General features: G+C 71.1%; 17 protein-coding genes and 1 pseudogene. 15 read left to right on the top strand and 3 right to left on the bottom strand.

All coding sequences use genetic code 11. From position 1 onward, the window contains the following. The first annotated feature begins 26 nt into the window (after nt 1-26). From ACNFOC_RS10035 to ACNFOC_RS09965, 15 genes are all read left to right on the top strand, one after another. Nucleotides 27-1,316: a helix-turn-helix domain-containing protein gene (locus ACNFOC_RS10035; RefSeq protein WP_416958731.1), complete on the top strand. Its 1,290-nt coding sequence runs from the start codon at nt 27-29 to the stop codon at nt 1,314-1,316. Nucleotides 1,317-1,562: 246 nt separating this feature from the next. Further along, a complete protein-coding gene (locus tag ACNFOC_RS10030; protein WP_416958730.1) occupies nt 1,563-2,822 on the top strand; it encodes a hypothetical protein in 1,260 nt (419 codons plus the stop codon). Nucleotides 2,823-2,867: 45 nt separating this feature from the next. Further along, nucleotides 2,868-3,440: a GNAT family N-acetyltransferase gene (locus ACNFOC_RS10025; protein WP_416958729.1), complete on the top strand. Its 573-nt coding sequence runs from the start codon at nt 2,868-2,870 to the stop codon at nt 3,438-3,440. A gap of 127 nt (nt 3,441-3,567) precedes the next feature. Next, nucleotides 3,568-3,651 (top strand): putative leader peptide, encoded by an 84-nt coding sequence (locus ACNFOC_RS10020; RefSeq protein WP_317774501.1) that lies wholly within the window; start codon nt 3,568-3,570, stop codon nt 3,649-3,651. Nucleotides 3,652-3,780: 129 nt separating this feature from the next. Then, complete coding sequence (locus ACNFOC_RS10015; protein ID WP_416958728.1) at nt 3,781-5,478, top strand: nitrite/sulfite reductase; 1,698 nt, start codon at nt 3,781-3,783, stop codon at nt 5,476-5,478. Next, complete coding sequence (locus ACNFOC_RS10010; protein WP_416958727.1) at nt 5,475-5,654, top strand: hypothetical protein; 180 nt, start codon at nt 5,475-5,477, stop codon at nt 5,652-5,654. The genes ACNFOC_RS10015 and ACNFOC_RS10010 overlap by 4 nt, the downstream gene beginning before the upstream one ends. Then, nucleotides 5,651-6,361 (top strand): phosphoadenylyl-sulfate reductase, encoded by a 711-nt coding sequence (locus ACNFOC_RS10005; RefSeq protein ID WP_416958726.1) that lies wholly within the window; start codon nt 5,651-5,653, stop codon nt 6,359-6,361. The genes ACNFOC_RS10010 and ACNFOC_RS10005 overlap by 4 nt, the downstream gene beginning before the upstream one ends. A 71-nt stretch (nt 6,362-6,432) precedes the next feature. After that, complete coding sequence (cysC, locus tag ACNFOC_RS10000; protein WP_416958725.1) at nt 6,433-6,969, top strand: adenylyl-sulfate kinase; 537 nt, start codon at nt 6,433-6,435, stop codon at nt 6,967-6,969. Continuing rightward, nucleotides 6,966-7,904 carry a sulfate adenylyltransferase subunit CysD gene (gene cysD, locus ACNFOC_RS09995; RefSeq protein ID WP_416958724.1) on the top strand — a complete coding sequence of 313 codons (939 nt, stop codon included), beginning with the start codon at nt 6,966-6,968 and terminating at the stop codon, nt 7,902-7,904. Before cysC ends, cysD begins: the two co-directional genes overlap by 4 nt. 2 nt (nt 7,905-7,906) lie before the next feature. Then, a complete protein-coding gene (cysN, locus tag ACNFOC_RS09990; protein ID WP_416958723.1) occupies nt 7,907-9,241 on the top strand; it encodes a sulfate adenylyltransferase subunit CysN in 1,335 nt (444 codons plus the stop codon). A 235-nt stretch (nt 9,242-9,476) separates the two neighbouring features. Then, nucleotides 9,477-10,589 (top strand): aliphatic sulfonate ABC transporter substrate-binding protein, encoded by a 1,113-nt coding sequence (locus ACNFOC_RS09985; protein WP_416958722.1) that lies wholly within the window; start codon nt 9,477-9,479, stop codon nt 10,587-10,589. Nucleotides 10,590-10,626: 37 nt separating this feature from the next. Next, the gene (locus tag ACNFOC_RS09980; protein ID WP_416958755.1) at nt 10,627-11,409 is read left to right on the top strand and encodes an ABC transporter ATP-binding protein; all 783 of its coding nucleotides are present in this window, start codon (nt 10,627-10,629) and stop codon (nt 11,407-11,409) included. Further along, nucleotides 11,396-12,274, top strand: coding sequence for an ABC transporter permease (locus ACNFOC_RS09975; RefSeq protein WP_416958721.1), 879 nt, complete (start codon nt 11,396-11,398; stop codon nt 12,272-12,274). The genes ACNFOC_RS09980 and ACNFOC_RS09975 overlap by 14 nt, the downstream gene beginning before the upstream one ends. A 5-nt stretch (nt 12,275-12,279) precedes the next feature. Beyond that, nucleotides 12,280-13,026: a sirohydrochlorin chelatase gene (locus ACNFOC_RS09970; protein WP_416958720.1), complete on the top strand. Its 747-nt coding sequence runs from the start codon at nt 12,280-12,282 to the stop codon at nt 13,024-13,026. A 104-nt stretch (nt 13,027-13,130) separates the two neighbouring features. Continuing rightward, entirely contained in the window at nt 13,131-15,659 is a 2,529-nt protein-coding gene (locus ACNFOC_RS09965) for a GTPase-associated protein 1-related protein (protein WP_416958719.1), read from the top strand. A 216-nt stretch (nt 15,660-15,875) separates the two neighbouring features. Here the strand turns inward: ACNFOC_RS09965 and ACNFOC_RS09960 are convergent. The 3 genes and pseudogenes from ACNFOC_RS09960 to ACNFOC_RS09950 all read right to left on the bottom strand — a co-directional run. Beyond that, nucleotides 15,876-16,088 (bottom strand): annotated as a pseudogene (locus ACNFOC_RS09960) (mycothiol-dependent nitroreductase Rv2466c family protein); the annotation flags it as partial. A 156-nt stretch (nt 16,089-16,244) separates the two neighbouring features. Then, nucleotides 16,245-16,868 carry a TIGR03086 family metal-binding protein gene (locus ACNFOC_RS09955; RefSeq protein ID WP_416958718.1) on the bottom strand — a complete coding sequence of 208 codons (624 nt, stop codon included), beginning with the start codon at nt 16,866-16,868 and terminating at the stop codon, nt 16,245-16,247. A 25-nt stretch (nt 16,869-16,893) separates the two neighbouring features. After that, nucleotides 16,894-17,859: ketopantoate reductase family protein (locus tag ACNFOC_RS09950; protein WP_416958717.1), on the bottom strand; the 966-nt coding region annotated here is incomplete at its 5' end.

Raw genomic sequence — 17,859 nt, 5'->3', positions numbered from 1 at the left:
CGATACGGGACCGGAGAGAAGGACCCATGGCGAACCCGCCGGCCGGACTGCCGCGGCGCACCACCCTCGACGCGGCGCGGACGGCCCGGATGTTGAGCGACGCCCGGCACGCCACGCCCTTCGGACAGCGCGTCCGCACCGCTCCGCGCCCGGTGATCGAGGAGTCCTGGGAGCGCGCGTTACGCGGCGGGACCCACCCCGACCACGATCTGCGGACCGGGCTGCTCTCCCGTGAGGAGGTCGAACGGCGGCGCGGCACAAGCCCGTTGCGGCACGTCCTGCCGGTGCTGCGGGAGGGTCTGGTGTCGGTCGCGGACGCCGCCCACCACATCGTGCTGATCGCCGACGACGAGGGCCGCGCGCTGTGGCGGGAGGGCAGCGCCGCCGTGCTGCGCAAGGCCGACGAGGTCGGCATCGAGGTGGGCACCGACTGGCGCGAGGACGTCGTCGGCACCAACGGCCTGGGCACCCCGGCGGTCGTACGGCGGCCCGTGCAGGTCTTCGCCGGCGAGCATCTCTCGCGCGCGCTGGCCGCGTTCACCTGCGCGGGCGCCCCGATCACCGACCCCAGGGACGGCCGGCTGATCGGTGTCGTCGATGTCAGCGGCCCGCTGGAGACCATGCACCCGGCCACCCTCGCCTGGGTCGACTCGGTGGCCAAACTCGCCGAGGCCCGGCTGCGCGAGCTGCACATGACCTCGCTGGAGCGGCTCCGCGCGGTGGCCGCGCCGATCCTGCCCCGCATCGGCGGCCGGGCCCTGGTGGTGGACCGGGACGGCTGGACCGCCGCGGTCACCGGGATGCCGTACGTGAAGCGGATCGCGCTGCCCAAGTCGCCCTCCGGGGGCCGCCGTTGGCTGCCCTCGCTCGGGCTGTGCTCCCTGGAGCCGCTGGCCGGGGGCTGGTTGATCCGCGCCGCCGACGAACCGGGGCCCGGCGCCGCCACCCGCATCGCCCTCGACCTGGCGCAGCCGCGCCGCTGGTCGGTGACGGTCTCCGGCAGCGCGGGCTCCTGGACTCACGAACTGAGCCCCCGGCACGCCGAGTTGCTCTACCTCCTGGCCCTGCACCGCACCGGCCGCAGCGCCGCGGCCCTGGCCGAGGACATGTTCGGCGACCCCGGCCGCACGGTGACGGTGCGTGCCGAGATGTCGCGGGTACGGCGCTATCTCGGGGCGTTCCTGGAGCACCGGCCGTACCGCTTCCGCGAGGACGCGGAGATCGAGGTGCTGCTGCCGGACGACCCGCGCGAGTTGCTGCCGCACTCGACGGCACCCGGGGTGACCAGGGGGCGGACGTCGGTCCAAGTGCCGTAGCGGGGACGTCGGTTTATGGGCCGTGGCCCGGACGGCGGGACCCGGACGGAGGCGGAGGCGCCGGTCGGGGCGCTGCTGCGGACAGGTGGCGCAAAAGGCGCGTCCGACTGCATCTTCCGCATATTTGCGGGGTCTTAGCCATGAGGGGGCCATGACTGCCGTAGCATCCCCCTACGGGCCACCCCACCTGCTCCCTGGTCAACGCACGGATCACCAGGCGCAGTTGGCTCGCCTCGGGAGGACACTATGAGTGCACGTGGGCGACATCGCCGGCGCAGGCGGGGCAGGGCGCTGCGCGCCGTGCTGGCCGGGGCCGCGCTCGGCCTCACCGCGGCAGCGACGATGATCAGCGCCTCGCAGGCGACGGTCGGTTCCGATCCGGGGGCGCTGAAGCCGCTCACCTCGGCCTCCGATCTGAGCGCGTTGCAGCTGCGGGAGAGACTGGAGCCACAGCGGTCCTTGGACCGGCTCGCCTCGGCGATGGGCCGCCCGGTGGGCGTCGGCACCGTCCTGGAGAGCGCCGACCACACCCTGCGGGACGCCGCGGACTGCACGACCGACGAGAAGTCGGCACTGCCCGTCGAACCGGCGGCGACCCGCGCGTACTGCTGGGACAGCGGCGACGCGGCCGACCCGGCCTGGACGCCCCGCTCGGTCACCACCTCGGGCGACGCCGACGAGGACGGCTGGTGGGGTTCGAACCGCGTGATCCTCTCCGGCTGGAGCGCGAACACCCGCGGCCTGGCCAAGGTCGCCTTCGTGAACGCCGCCGACACCGCGCATCTCACCTACACCTGGGCCCTCCTGGCCGTACCGACGGACGGTGGCCGCAACTACCGCGGGCTCGCCTCCAAGGTTTCCGGGATGGTCTGGTACCAGGACAAACTCCTGGTCACCACCACGAGCGGGAACCGCGACGCGCTGTACGTGTACGACATGAACCGCATCCAGCGCACCACGGTGACGGCCTCCGCGGTCGGCCGGGTGCGGGACGGCTGGTCGGCCGCCGGGTACCGGTACGTGCTGCCCGCGGTCGGGTCGTACCGGCTGGCCGGCGGCGAGGCGGCCGTACGTCCCGTGGGTCTCTCGCTGGACCGGAGCACGGTCCCTGACAGTCTGGTCGCGAGCGGGGCGAAGCATCTGTGGCGCTATCCCTTCAGCCGGGATCCCGCGCGTGCGGGGCTGCTCGCCACCGACTCCGCGGGGCGCGCGACGGCCGAGGACGCGTACACGACGAAGGTCGACGGCGCCGGGGGCGTACTCGCGATCGGGTCCGCCTGGTACGTGGGCGGCGCGGCCGGGACGGACGGCGACCGGGGCTCGATGTGGCGCCAGGACACCCGCGGCGCCAAGGCCACCGAGTGCGGGGCGGACGAGACGCACCAGTGCTGGAGCCCGCAGACCGACTCCCTCTCCTACTGGCAGGAGACCGGCGAGGTCTGGTCGGTTTCCGGGCGGATGCTGTTCGCGCTGCCGCTGGACTCGATCGACAGCTCGCTCGGTTGATCAGCTGATCGACAGATCCACTGGCCGGATGATTCCCTGACGGGCATGACGAACATCCCGGTGACCACCTGGTCCCTGGAGCAGACCGACCCGAGCGACCTCCTCCCGGCCATCGCGCCGGAGGGGGACGTGCGGATCGTCCGCTCCGAGGTTCCCTCCCCCGAGTTCAGCCGCTTTCTGTACGCGTCCGTGGGCGGGGACATCCTCTGGATCGACCGGCTGCACTGGACGTTCGCGCAGTGGCAGGAGCACCTGGACCGGCCGGGCGTGGAGACCTGGGTCGTGTACGACCGGGGCACGCCCGGCGGGTACGTGGAACTGGAGCCGCAGGACGACGGGGCCGTCGAGATCGTCTACTTCGGCCTGGTCCCCGCCTTCCGCGGCCGCCGCCTCGGCGGCCATCTCCTCGCGTACGGCGCCGCCCGCGCCTGGGACCTCGCGGACCGCTGGCCTGGGCGGGCGCCTACCAAGCGGGTCTGGCTGCATACGTGCAGCCTGGACGGCGTGCACGCGATGGACAACTATCAGCGCCGGGGCTTCAAGCTCTTCGACACGCAGGTCGAGGAGGTGACCCAGGCACCCACTCCTGGCCCCTGGCCGGGCGCCTACCGCGCCTGACCTGCGCCGACAAGACGCCGTGCGCGCCTTGTGACCGACGACACCCTCGTCTCACATAGCGGGACCAGGGTGTCCGCATGGCGGACGAAGCTGGACTGTGTCCAGAATGCCGTGACACGCTTCCGTCATGTCCGGAACTGGAATTGCCTTGGTGAGTCGGCGGCACGTCGACCTCGGCCGCATGTCCAGCGCCATCTGTCCGGCCGTCTAGCCGAGCCGCAGCACCGCCGGATTTCCCCGTATCTGCCTCATACTGCGCAAAGATGCGCGCGTATGCCCGCATGCGCCCGTAGACGCAGGTCAGAGCCGATCACCCGCCTGTCCCGGAGGACGTAGAACCATGGCCGCCACCCCCGAGAACCCTGCAGCCGCAGCGCCCCGCCGCAAGGTGAGCCGTCACCGCGGTGAGGGTCAGTGGGCCGCCGGACACTTCACCCCCCTCAACGGCAACGAGCAGTTCAAGAAGGACGACGACGGTCTCAATGTGCGGACACGCATTGAGACGATCTACTCCAAGCGCGGCTTCGACTCGATCGACCCGAACGACCTGCGCGGCCGTATGCGCTGGTGGGGGCTGTACACCCAGCGCAAGCCCGGGATCGACGGCGGCAAGACCGCGATCCTGGAGCCGGAGGAGCTGGACGACAAGTACTTCATGCTGCGCGTCCGGATCGACGGCGGCCGGCTGACCACGGACCAGCTGCGGGTGATCGGCGAGATCTCGCAGGAGTTCGCGCGCGGCACGGCCGACCTCACCGACCGGCAGAACGTGCAGTACCACTGGATCCGCATCGAGGACGTGCCCGAGATCTGGAACCGCCTGGAGGCGGTCGGTCTCTCCACCACCGAGGCCTGCGGTGACACGCCCCGCGTGATCCTCGGCTCGCCCGTCGCGGGCATCGCTGAGGATGAGATCATCGACGGCACCCCGGCGATCGACGAGATCCACAGCCGCTACATCGGCACCAGGGAATTCTCCAACCTGCCGCGCAAGTTCAAGACCGCGATCTCCGGCTCGCCGCTCCTGGACGTCGCCCACGAGATCAACGACATCGCGTTCGTCGGCGTGAACCACCCCGAGCACGGCCCCGGTTTCGACCTGTGGGTCGGCGGCGGTCTGTCCACCAACCCGAAGATCGGCGTCCGGCTCGGCGCCTGGGTCCCGCTGGACGAGGTCCCGGACGTCTGGGCCGGCGTGATCGGCATCTTCCGCGACTACGGCTACCGGCGGCTGCGCACCCGCGCCCGCCTGAAGTTCCTCGTCGCCGACTGGGGCCAGGAGAAGTTCCGCCAGGTCCTGGAGGACGAGTACCTGGGGCGCAAGCTCGTCGACGGCCCGGCCCCCGCCCAGCCGGTCGCCCGCTGGCGCGACCACGTCGGCGTCCACCGCCAGCAGGACGGCCTGTTCTACGTCGGTTTCGCCCCGCGCGTCGGCCGCGTCGACGGCACCACGCTCACGAAGATCGCCGAACTGGCCCAGGCGCACGGCTCGGGCCGGCTGCGCACCACGGTCGAGCAGAAGATGATCGTGCTCGATGTGGCGGAGGACCAGATCGACTCGCTGGTGGAGGGCCTGGAGGCACTGGGCCTCACCGCCAAGCCGTCTCCCTTCCGGCGCGGCACCATGGCCTGCACCGGCATCGAGTACTGCAAGCTCGCGATCGTCGAGACCAAGCAGCGCGGCATCACGCTCATCGACGAACTCGAGCGCCGCATCCCCGAGTTCGACGAGCCCATCACCATCAACATCAACGGCTGCCCGAACGCCTGCGCCCGTATCCAGGTCGCGGACATCGGTCTCAAGGGCCAGTTGGTCCTCAACGACCAGGGCGAGCAGGTCGAGGGCTTCCAGGTGCACCTCGGCGGCGCCCTCGGTCTGGAGGCCGGCTTCGGCCGCAAGGTCCGTGGCCTGAAGGTCACTTCGGAGGAACTGCCCGACTACGTCGAGCGGGTCCTCACCCGGTTCCAGCAGGAACGCGAGGACGGCGAGCGGTTCGCCGCCTGGGCCACGCGCGCCAGCGAGGAGGCCCTCTCGTGAGCGAGCGGGCCGCCCCCTTCTACTGCCCCTACTGCGGCGACGAGGACCTGCGTCCCAGCGAGCAGGGCCACGGCGCATGGGAATGCGCGGCATGCAATCGGGCCTTTCAGCTGAAGTTCCTCGGGCTTCTCGCCCGGGGTCTCCAGCAGACCGAAGCAGGGGATGACGAGATATGACGACGACTCAGAAAGCGCGCCCGACCGACGACTTGAAAGCCCTGGCCGAGCAGGCGGGCCGTGACCTGGAGGACGCCTCCGCGCTGGAGATCCTCCAGTGGGCGGTCGCCACCTTCGGCAAACAGTTCTGCGTGACCTCCTCGATGGAGGACGCGGTGGTCGCCCACCTCGCCTCCCGCGCGATGCCCGGTGTCGACGTGGTGTTCCTCGACACCGGCTACCACTTCCCGGAGACCATCGGCACCCGCGACGCCGTCGAGGCCGTGATGGACGTCAACGTCATCACGCTCACCCCGCGCCAGACGGTCGCCGAGCAGGACGCCGAGTACGGCCCTCAACTCCACGACCGTAACCCGGACCTGTGCTGCAAGCTCCGCAAGGTGCAGCCGCTGGAGCAGGGCCTCACCAAGTACGCGGCCTGGGCGACCGGACTGCGCCGCGACGAGTCCCCGACCCGGGCGGGCACCCCGGTCGTCGGCTGGGACGAGAAGCGCCAGAAGGTCAAGATCTCCCCCATCGCCCGCTGGACCCAGGACGACGTGGACGCGTACGTGGCCGAACACGGCGTCCTCACCAACCCGTTGCTGATGGACGGCTACGCGTCCGTCGGCTGCGCGCCCTGCACCCGCCGGGTCCTGGAGGGCGAGGACGCACGCGCCGGCCGCTGGGCGGGGCGCGGGAAGACCGAGTGCGGGCTGCACGAGTGACCGCGGCCACGCCTTCGACGCGGGTGCCTTCGACACCGACGCATGTGCTTTCTACGGATCAGGAGAACCAAGTGACGACCGGAGCCACCGTCTGGCTCACGGGTCTGCCGAGTGCCGGCAAGACCACCATCGCGTACGAGCTGGCCGGCCGGCTGCGCGAGGAGGGCCACCTCGTCGAGGTGCTCGACGGCGACGAGATCCGCGAGTTCATCTCGGCGGGCCTCGGCTTCAGCCGCGAGGACCGGCACACCAACGTGCAGCGCATCGGCTTCCTCGCCGAGCTGCTCGCCCGCAACGGCGTCAAGGCGCTCGTCCCGGTCATCGCCCCGTACGCCGACAGCCGCGAGGCCGTCCGCAAGCGGCACCAGGAGAGCGGCGCCGCCTACATCGAGGTGCATGTGGCGACCCCGGTCGACGTGTGCTCCGTACGCGATGTGAAGGGTCTCTACGCCAAGCAGGCCGCCGGTGAACTGACCGGGCTCACCGGGGTCGACGACCCGTACGAGGAGCCCGAGTCGCCGGATCTGCGGATCGAGTCGCAGCACCAGACCGTGCAGGAGTCGGCGGCGGCACTCCACGCGCTGCTCACCGAGAGGGGACTGGCATGACGACGACCGTTGCCAAGGCCGACGGGGACACGGACACGCCGTACGCCCTCTCGCACCTGGACGCCCTCGAGTCCGAGGCGGTGCACATCTTCCGTGAGGTGGCGGGTGAGTTCGAGCGGCCGGTGATCCTCTTCTCCGGCGGCAAGGACTCGATCGTCATGCTGCACCTCGCGCTGAAGGCGTTCGCGCCCGCGCCGGTGCCGTTCACGCTGCTGCATGTGGACACCGGGCACAACTTCCCCGAGGTCCTTGAGTACCGCGACCGTGTGGTCGCCGCACATGGACTCCGCCTCCATGTGGCCTCCGTACAGGACTACATCGACCGCGGTGTGCTCAAGGAACGTCCGGACGGGACCCGCAACCCGCTCCAGACGCTGCCGCTCACCGAGAAGATCCAGAGCGAGAAGTTCGACGCGGTCTTCGGTGGCGGTCGTAGGGACGAGGAGAAGGCCCGCGCCAAGGAGCGGGTGTTCTCCCTGCGGGACGAGTTCTCGCAGTGGGACCCGCGTCGGCAGCGGCCCGAGCTGTGGAACCTGTACAACGGCCGGCACGCGGCTGGTGAGCACGTCCGGGTGTTCCCGCTGTCCAACTGGACCGAGCTGGACGTCTGGCAGTACATCGCCCGCGAGGGCATCGAGCTGCCCGAGATCTACTTCGCGCACGAGCGTGAGGTGTTCGCGCGGGACGGCATGTGGCTGACCGCCGGCGAGTGGGGCGGCCCGAAGGCGGAGGAGACCGTGGAGAAGCGGCTCGTCCGGTACCGGACCGTGGGCGACATGTCGTGCACGGGTGCCGTCGACTCCGACGCGGTGACGCTGGAGCAGGTCATCACCGAGATCGCCGCCTCCCGGCTGACCGAGCGGGGCGCGACGCGTGCCGACGACAAGATGTCCGAGGCCGCGATGGAAGACCGCAAGCGCGAGGGGTACTTCTAACCATGAGCACCACCACGACCGAGGAACTCTCGGCCACCACGCTGCTGCGGTTCGCCACGGCGGGCTCCGTCGACGACGGCAAGTCCACTCTGGTCGGGCGGCTGTTGCACGACTCCAAGTCGGTCCTCACCGACCAGATGGAGGCCGTGCAGCGGGTGTCGGCCGACCGCGGCCAGGACGGGCCCGACCTCGCGCTGCTCACGGACGGCCTGCGCGCCGAGCGCGAGCAGGGCATCACGATCGACGTGGCGTACCGCTACTTCGCCACGCCCCGGCGCCGGTTCATCCTCGCCGACACGCCCGGTCACGTGCAGTACACCCGCAACATGGTGACGGGTGCCTCCACGGCCGAGCTGACGGTGATCCTCGTCGACGCCCGCAACGGTGTCGTCGAGCAGACCCGGCGCCACGCCGCGATCGCCGCGCTGCTGCGTGTCCCGCACGTGGTGCTCGCGGTCAACAAGATGGACCTGGTCGAGTACAAGGAGTCCGTGTTCGCCGCGATCGCCGAGGAATTCACCGCGTACGCCAGCGAGTTGGGCGTCCCGGAGATCACCGCGATCCCGATCTCGGCGCTGGCCGGGGACAACGTGGTGGACCCGTCCGCGAACATGGACTGGTATGGCGGGCCGACCTTCCTGGAGCACCTGGAGTCGGTGCCGGTCGCCCACGATCTGAGCCACTGCCACGCGCGGCTGCCCGTGCAGTACGTGATCCGGCCGCAGAGCGCCGACCTTCCGGACTACCGGGGGTACGCGGGTCAGATCGCGGCCGGTACGTTCCGCGTCGGCGACGCCGTGACGGTGCTGCCGTCCGGGCGGGCCACGAAGATCTCCGGCATCGACCTGCTCGGCAAGCCGGTCAGGACCGCCTGGACCACACAGTCGGTGACTGTCCTCCTTGAGGACGACATCGACATCTCGCGCGGCGACCTCATCGTGCCCAGCAAGGACGCCCCGGCGACCACGCAGGACATCGAGGCGACCGTCTGCCATGTCGCCGACGCGCCGCTGACCGTGGGCCACCGTGTGCTCCTGAAGCACGGCACCCGCACGGTGAAAGCGATCGTCAAGGACATCCCGTCCCGGCTCACGCTCGACGACCTGTCCCTGCACCCGCATCCGGGACAGCTCGTCGCCAACGACATCGGCCGCGTGAAGATCCGCACCGCGGAGCCGCTGCCGGTCGACTCGTACGCCGACTCGCGCCGTACGGGCTCGTTCATCCTGATCGACCCGGCGGACGGCACCACGCTCACCGCCGGCATGGTCGGCGAGTCGTTCGCGGCGCCGGAGCCGGTCAAGGACGCGTCGGACGACGACGGTTGGGACTTCTGACATGACGTCCACGGACTTCTACTCCACGTTCGCGAAGGAGGGCGGCCGCGTCGGCAGCGGCGCCCTCGGCAGCGGGCAGGGCGGAGTGGCGCGATGTGCGGGCTGACGTACGCGCACTGCCTGCGCGCCCCGTCCCCCCACCCGCCGTCCCGGACGCGACGAAAACGAAGACCTGCCGACCTCCCGGCCACGAGCTGAGACCGTGACCGCCGGGCCAACGAGAGGAACACCTCCCGTGCCTGCCAACCGCTCGACATACCTGCGCCGCGGCATAGCCGTGATCGCCGCGCTCCCTCTGCTCACCCTCGCCGCCTGCGGTTACGGGTCGGAGTCCAAGAGCGACAACTCCAAGGAGAAGGTCGCCGCCGGTTCCTCGAAGATCGAGGGTCTCGACTCCGTGAAGATCGGCTACTTCGGCAACCTGACCCACGGGACCGCGCTGGTCGGCCGTGAACAGGGCCTCTTCCAGAAGGAACTGGGCGCCACCAAGGCCGAGTACGCGACCTTCAACGCCGGCCCGTCCGAGATCGAGGCGCTCAACTCGGGCTCCATCGACATCGGTTGGATCGGCCCCTCCCCGGCGATCAACGGCTACACCAAGTCCGACGGCAAGAGCCTGAAGATCATCGGCGGTTCGGCGTCGGGTGGCGTGAAGCTCGTCGTCAACCCGAAGAAGATCAAGTCCCTGAAGGACGTCAAGGGCAAGAAGATCGCGACGCCTCAGCTCGGCAACACGCAGGACGTGGCGTTCCTCAACTGGATCGCGGACCAGGGCTGGAAGGTCGACGCGCAGAGCGGCAAGGGTGACGTGACCGTCGTCCGCACCGACAACAAGATCACCCCGGACGCCTTCAAGGCCGGTTCGATCGACGGCGCCTGGGTGCCGGAGCCGACCGCGTCGAAACTGGTCGCCGAGGGCGGCAAGACGATCCTCGACGAGTCGACGCTGTGGCCCGACAAGAAGTTCGTGATCACGAACATCATCGTGTCGCAGAAGTTCCTGAAGGCGCACCCGAAGGTCGTCGAGGCCGTGCTGAAGGGCTCGGTCGCGGCCAACAAGTGGATCAACGCCAACCCGACCGAGGCGAAGGCCGCGGCCAACAAGCAGCTGGAGGCCGACTCCGGCAAGGCGCTGCCCGCCAACGTCCTTGACCCGGCGTGGAGTTCGATCCAGTTCACCAACGACCCGCTGGCCGCCACCCTCAACACCGAGGCGGCGCACGCGGTGAAGGCCGGTCTGCTGGAGAAGCCCGACCTGAGCGGCATCTACGACCTGACGCTCCTCAACAAGGTCCTCAAGGCGGACGGCGACAGCACGGTCGACGCCGCCGGCCTCGGCACGAGCTGATCGGAGGAGCCCGATGACTTCCCAGGAGGTGACGACCATGGCCACAACCTTCGCCAAGGAGACCACCGCGTCGGTCGAGTACGCGGCACGCCTTGAGCATGTCTCGAAGTCCTTCGCGACTCCGGCTGGGCAGCAGCTCGTCCTGGACGACATCAGCATCGATGTCGCGCCCGGCGAGTTCGTCACCCTCCTGGGGGCCTCGGGCTGCGGCAAGTCGACGCTGCTGAACCTGGTGGCGGGCCTCGACAAGCCCACCGCCGGCTCCATCACGGCGGACGGCCGCCCCGCGCTGATGTTCCAGGAGCACGCCCTGTTCCCGTGGCTCACCGCGGGCAAGAACATCGAACTCGCCCTGAAACTCAGGGGAGTTCCGAAGGAGGAGCGGCGCGGCAGGACCGAGGAGCTGCTCGAACTGGTCCGGCTGCCGGGCGCGTACGGCAAGCGGGTGCACGAGCTGTCCGGCGGTATGCGGCAGCGTGTCGCCATGGCCCGCGCGCTCGCCCAGGAGAGCCGCATCCTGCTGATGGACGAGCCGTTCGCGGCGCTGGACGCCATCACGCGGGACGTCCTGCACGACGAACTGACCCGTATCTGGGGCGAGACGGGACTCTCCGTCCTGTTCGTCACGCACAACGTGCGCGAGGCGGTACGGCTCGCCCAGCGGGTCATCCTGCTGTCCTCGCGGCCCGGCCGGATCGCCCGTGAGTGGACGGTCGACATCCCGCAGCCGCGCCGCATCGAGGACGCGCCCGTGGCCGAACTGTCCCTTGAGATCACCGATGTACTGCGTGGGGAGATCCGCCGTCATGGCCAGCACTGAGACCACGACCGTCCAGGACGGCGGGAGTGTCGAGGCGGGCCTCGACGCCCTGGAGAGTCAGGTCACGGGCCGTCCGACCTTCCGGCAGACCTTCGTCAACAAGATCTTTCCGCCGATCGTCGCGCTCGCGGTGGTCATGGTGGTCTGGCTGATCCTGACTCCGGTCGTCGACGACCCGAGCAAGCTGCCCTCGCCGGGCGCGGTGGGCACCGAGTTCAAGAACGCCTGGCTCCAGGGCGATCTCCTCGGCTACATCTGGACCAGCGTCTCGCGCGGTCTGCTGGGCTTCTTCTTCGCGCTGCTCATCGGCACCCCGCTGGGACTGCTGGTGGCCCGGGTGAAGTTCGTGCGCGCGGCGATCGGCCCGATCCTGTCCGGGCTCCAGTCGCTGCCGTCGGTGGCCTGGGTGCCGCCGGCCGTGATCTGGCTGGGCCTGAACAACTCGATGATGTACGCGGTGATCCTGCTCGGCGCGGTCCCCTCGATCGCCAACGGCCTGGTGTCCGGCGTCGACCAGGTGCCGCCGCTGTTCCTGCGGGCGGGCCGCACGATGGGCGCGACCGGCGTCAAGGGCATCTGGCACGTCACGCTGCCGGCGGCGCTCCCCGGCTATGTGGCGGGCCTGAAGCAGGGCTGGGCGTTCTCGTGGCGCTCGCTGATGGCGGCCGAGATCATCGCCCAGTTCCCCGATCTGGGCGTGGGCCTGGGCCAATTGCTGGAGAACGGCCGTACCAACAGCGACATGGCCATGGTGTTCGAGGCGATCATCCTGATCCTGTTCGTCGGTATCGCCATCGACCTGCTGCTCTTCAGCCCCCTGGAGCGGTGGGTGCTGCGCAGCCGCGGTCTGCTGGTGAAGAGCTGAGTCCCATGTACTACAGGAAGCCGGTCCTTCTCGTCGTCGCCCACGGCAGCCGCGATCCGCGGCACGCCGCGACCGTCCACGCCCTCGTACGGCGGATACGGTCGCGGCGGCCAGGGCTGCGTGTGGAGACCGGCTTCCTGGACTTCAACATCCCTTCCGTACAAGGGGTGTTGGAGTCGCTCGCGGCGGAGGGCGTCCAGGATGTGGTGGCGCTCCCGCTGCTGCTGACCCGCGCGTTCCACGCGAAGGCGGACATCCCCGCGGTCCTGCGGGAGGCACCGGCGCGGCTGCGGATCAGGCAGGCGGAGGTGCTGGGCCCGTCGCCGCTGCTCCTGCGGGCCCTCGAACGGCGGTTGTACGAGGCCGGGTTGGCGCCCGCCGACAAGTGCTCGACCGGCGTCGTCCTGGCCTCGGCGGGGTCCACCGACCCGGAGGCGATCGCGGTGATCGACGACCTCGCGCGGCAGTGGTGGCACACCGGTTGGCGCGCGGTACGGCCCGCGTTCGCCTCGGCGGCCCTCCCCCGCACCGAGGACGCGGTCCGTGAACTGCGGGCCCTGGGCTGCGAACGCGTCGCCGTCGCGCCGTACGTCCTCGCCCCCGGCTTCCTCCCCGACCGCATCGCGCGGGGCGCGGCGGAGGCGGATACCCTCGCCGACGTACTGGGCCCGGCACCGGAGGTGGTGCGGGTGCTGCTGGAGCGCTACGACGCGGCGGCCCTGGCTCCGGCGCTCACCGCAGTCGGCGCATAACGTCTTCACGGTTCCCACCTGCCCGGATTCCCGGAAAGGGGTCTCCCCCGGCGCCCGGATCTGCTGGGATGGTGCCTCTGAGGGCTAGCAGGGAGCAAGTACACGTGGTGGGTCAGGAGTTCGGGCATCGTGAAGGGCCTGCGCCGGCCCAGCTGCACTACGCCTCGGCGCCGTCCGGCTCGGAGGATTCCGGCCCCCGGTTCACGGCGGTCGGCGCGGAGGTGCCGCCGGGGGTGCTGCGGGAGGCCGAGCGTCTCCTCGGGTACGAGCCGCCGCCCGACAGTCCGCAGCAGCCCGACGCCGAGCAGCTCAAGAGGTTCCCCACGGTTTTCGGCTTCAGCGAACTCGCCGACGGCGGGCGGCTGTTGAGCCGTTCCGTGTGCACCGGCACGGACTGGGCCGGGGGCCCGGTCTCCTTCCACACGCACGCCGTCCTGCTGCCGGCCGGGACCCGGCTGCCGGACGGTGTCCTGCCCATCTCCACGTGGGAGTCCCCGCGTTGGGCCGAGTCGGCTCCCCCGGACGGCGGGCCCGATCCCGTCGGCCGTGTCGAACCGTCCGGGCTGCTGCGCAAGGAGGCGCTGGTCCCGTTCGCGGTGTCACGGGCCGGACGGCTCGCCGCGTTCTTCGCCGATCTGCGCGCGGTCGCCGCGGACCCGCGTGCCGGGCAGATCGTGGTCGTGGAGCACGACAGCGCCGACGTGGCCCGGTGGATCGCGCTCGCCTGCACGGTCCTGCCCCGCGAGCAGGCGCACCGGCTCACCTTCACGACGTACGCCCGAGACCCCCGGCAGGCCCGCCAGCAGCTCGTCGGCGCGCTGCCGTCCTCCGAGCCCGTCGCCGACGACGAGCGCTACCGCGTGCACAACTGCACGGGCCGGCAGCCGTCCGGGCCGGTCGCGGACACCTGGGCCGAGGTGTGCGCCCGCATCTGGCGTGCGGGCCGCCCCGACCTGTTCCACAACGACCCCGAGGATCTGGGCCCGTTGGTGGTGAGCGCCCTCGTCGCGGGCATCGACCTGCGTACGGACGCCCGTGCTGCGGCGGCGAGTTGGGCGGCCGAGCAGCTGGACGCACTGCCCGACGAGGGACTGACGGCGTTGGTCGCCGGGCTGTGCGGCGGCCCGGTGCCGCATCTGGGCTCCCGCTCGGCGACCCTGCCCGGCGAGGCCGAACAGGTCGCCCTGGCCGCGCTGTTGGCCCGGCTGGACGGGCGCGTGACGGCCGCGGTGTCGGCGCCGCTCGCCGCGCGCGTGCTGGCGTCGGCGGTCCTCGCCCATGGACCGGTGCCCGTGCTGCGCGCCGGGTCCCTGACCGCGCGGGCCCATGACGACCTGGCCCGCGATCTCGCGCCCTCGCTGCGGGCCGGTATCGCGGACACGCACGAACCGGCCGTCGGACGGCCCCTCGCGCTGCTGCGGGCCGCCGACCTGCTCGACGTCGACTGCCAGGACCAACTCCCGGAGCTGGCCGAGCGGTTGGCGCGGGAGCTGGTGGGCGCCTCGGCCACGTCTTTGTCGGACGGCGACACGAAGCCCTCGCCCGAACCCACCGGGCGCCGGGCGGGCGGGGAGCCTCCCGCCGTGGGCTGTCCGCCCGCACTCCTGGACGCGGTGCACACCCACCCCGGGCTGCGGGTCGCGCTGTTCGGTTCGCTCGACACGCTCGCCGTCGCCGAACCGGCGTCCGTGGCAGGGGTGTTGAAGGGTTCGGGGCTGCCGCTCGACCTCCAGCAGTCCGGTTTCCCGCATCTGCGGATGTGTGTCGCGCCCGCCGGGTCACAGGACCGGCTCGACCGGTTCCACGGCCTGCTCCGCACGGCCGGCGTCTCACCGCTGGCCGATCCGAGCGTGCTGCGCACGGCCCTGCGCCTCACCTGGCCCGGCGGCGAGCTGCCGAACGGCCGGGAGGCGAGCCTGCTGCTGAAGGAGCTGGGTTCCGACACCCACCGTGCCGCCGGTACCCGGGAGTCGCTGATCGAGGCGGCACTCTCCGCTTCCCCGGAGGACCGTGACATACCGGCGCTCGCCACCGATCTGCTCCGCTGCTTCACCACGGAACTGGGGCCGGGTCGGCGTTCGGCTCTGCGACTCCTGGAGTTCACGGGGGTGTTGGGCACCGGGAACGAGGGCGAGGAGTGGGTCGGCCGGGCACTGAGCCTGAAGGCCGACGCCGCCGAACCGGTGCCGGACACGGTCGTCGAGCGCGTCTTCGAGGCCCTCGCGTGGCGGCTCCTGGAGGGCACGGCGCCGGAGAACGAGCTGTACTCACTGGCCCGTTCGGCCGAGCCGCGTCTCCTCGCGGCGTACGAGCGGGCGGGCCGCTCGGACCGGGTGGGCGAGCGGCTGCGGACCGAGCCCGCGTATGCCGCCGCCCGGTTCTGCGACTGGAGCGCGTTCCCGGGGACCTACCAGGCCTGGGACGAGACCCGTACGGCCCTGCTGGCCAAGGTGTTGCGGCCCGTCGTGCGGGCCATGTCCGGCAAGGACCAGGACGAGGTCGAGGCGGCGCTCGATCGCGCGGGCCGCGGCAAGCTCGACGCGTACCGCGCCTGGAACCGGCCCGGTGCGCTGGGGCGCCTCGCGGGACGACTGTCGGGACGGGGCCGGCGCGCCGAACAGCCCGGCGCGTGACCGGCCTCGGGTCATGACCGGTCCGGGGGTACGGGAGCGCCGCCCGAAGTCCGGCACTCCCCTGTGATGTCGGACCCCGGACGGCCCGTCCGCAGCACGGCCCCCGCCGACATGAGCATGATCGCGGGGGTCGCAATCCGTACTGCGTCTCCCGCCGCGTTTATGTCACTGCGTGACTGCAACTGGCCTCGGCCTCACGGAACATGAGCGCCGGACTCAGTCGAAGGACAGACCCCCGGTGCGCGTCCGCTTCAACTCGAACAGATCGGGATGGGTGGCCAACACCCGGAAACTGTCGAAGAGTTCGGCCGCCCTCGCGCCGCGCGGGATCGCCCGCAGCACAGGACCGAACCACACCGTCCCGTCGACATGCAGGGTCGGCGTCCCCACGTATCCGCCCGACTCCTCCTCGACGCCCGCCTCATGACTGCACGGGAGGTGATCCAGGCGAAGGGGCAGGCGGGGTCGAAGGAGAAGTCGACGCGGACGGGGGTGCCGTGGCCGCCGCCTCGGCTGCTGTCTTGGCTCATACCGGGAACGTCAGCCGCGGAATGGCGCGAAAGAACGACCCAATCCGGCGAACTCTCAGTGGTCCACTTTGCTCGTGACCTGTTGCCGCGGATCCCGTCCGCTGGACGCGAGGGCGCGTTCGAACACGGGCGCGTCGTCCGGTACGGGCACCGGGTCGGCGAAGCCGTCGTACTGGCGGTAGAGCTCGCCGTGCTTCTCGACCACGTCGAGGACGAGGCGGGCGGCACCGTCCGAGACGCGGTACTGCTGGCCGGTGGCGGTGGCGACGTCCCAGCCGTGCACCGCAAGCTCCTTGATGATCATCGAGGCGAGTTCATCGGCCGGCATCTTCGCCATGCCGAGGTCGACCTCGCCCTCCCACGCCGCCGGGTCGGACCAGGCGGCGACGGCCCGGTCCAGCTGGGCGGCGTACGCCTCCGCCCACTCCGGGTCGGCGGTGAAGTCGCGGGCGGTCAGCTCCTCGGAGAGCTGCTTGCGCAGGGCGCGGTGTTCCATGCCGTGCGAGGTGTAGAGGACCCAGTGGTTGACCATCGCGCGGACGTCCCAGTCGGGGCAGTGCGTCGGATCGTCGAGCCGGTCCGAGGTGACACCGCGCGCGACGCGGGCCGCCTCGGCGGCGCATTCGATCATGTACGGGTACAGGTCGTTCGTGTCCTGGTGCTGGTCGTGGTTGCTCATGCACCCCACGCTAGGGAGCGGGCCCTCAGGACTCTTGAACAAACGCGACAGCGCCGTCGGCGAGGCGGACCAGCTCGTCGAACGGCAGTGAACCGGGCGCCCTGCGCTCGCGCGCGAACTCGTTCGCGAGCCGTTGCAGCAGGTCGTTGAGCGGTGTCGGTACGCCGTGCAGCCGCCCCAGCAGCGCAATCTCGCCGTTGAGGTAGTCGGCCTCGATGGTGCCGGTGCCCCGGCTCAGCGACTGCCAGGAGGAGCCGCCGCCGCGCGGGGCGCCGTCGATCTCCACGAGCTGGATCTTGTCGCCGCGCGCCTCCTTCTCCTCCTCGGCGCTCGCGTACGCGATTCCGGCCGCGTCGAGCACGGCCGCGCCCTCGGCCCGCACCCGCCGGTACAGCGCCAGGTTCTCCTCGGTACCGCGCACCTCGGCGACCGCCTCGATCGCGTTGACGAGGTTGCCGAGCAGCTTGGCGTACTGCCAGCGCGTCACATCCGGCACGACCGGCGCCTCGAACCTCGACTTCTCCAGGTCGGCGGCGATCAGCCGGGCGGTCTCGTCCGCGCCGTGCGGATAACGGCCGAGGTGCAGGATGCCGGTGAGCGGGGCGCCCTCGGCGGCGACCACACCCGGTTCGACGAAGGTCGCGGGCAGCCAGACGCAGACGCCGTAGACCTTCCGGAAGCGGCGCAGCGCGAGCCGTTGGCTCTCGACCCCGTTCTGTGCGCAGACGACGGGGAGTCGCTCGGCGGCGCTGCCGCCGCCGGTGACCGGCGCCTGGCCCCAGACCGCGAGCGCGGCCTCGCTGTCCTGCGTCTTGACGGCGAGCACGAGTACGTCGTCGGGCCTCAACTCGCCCAGTTCGGCGGGCCCTTCGACGACGGGCAGCCGATACGTCGACTCCCCGTCCGGCACCTTGAGCCGCAGCCCGTGCTCGGCCAGCGCCGCCCGCTGCGCACCCCGCGCGACCAGTACGACCTCGCACCCCGCCCCGGC

Origin of the sequence: Streptomyces colwelliae (genome assembly GCF_048158785.1) — a bacterium.
In the GTDB taxonomy this organism is placed as follows: domain Bacteria; phylum Actinomycetota; class Actinomycetes; order Streptomycetales; family Streptomycetaceae; genus Streptomyces.
This window is presented reverse-complemented; position numbering and strand designations above follow the sequence as displayed.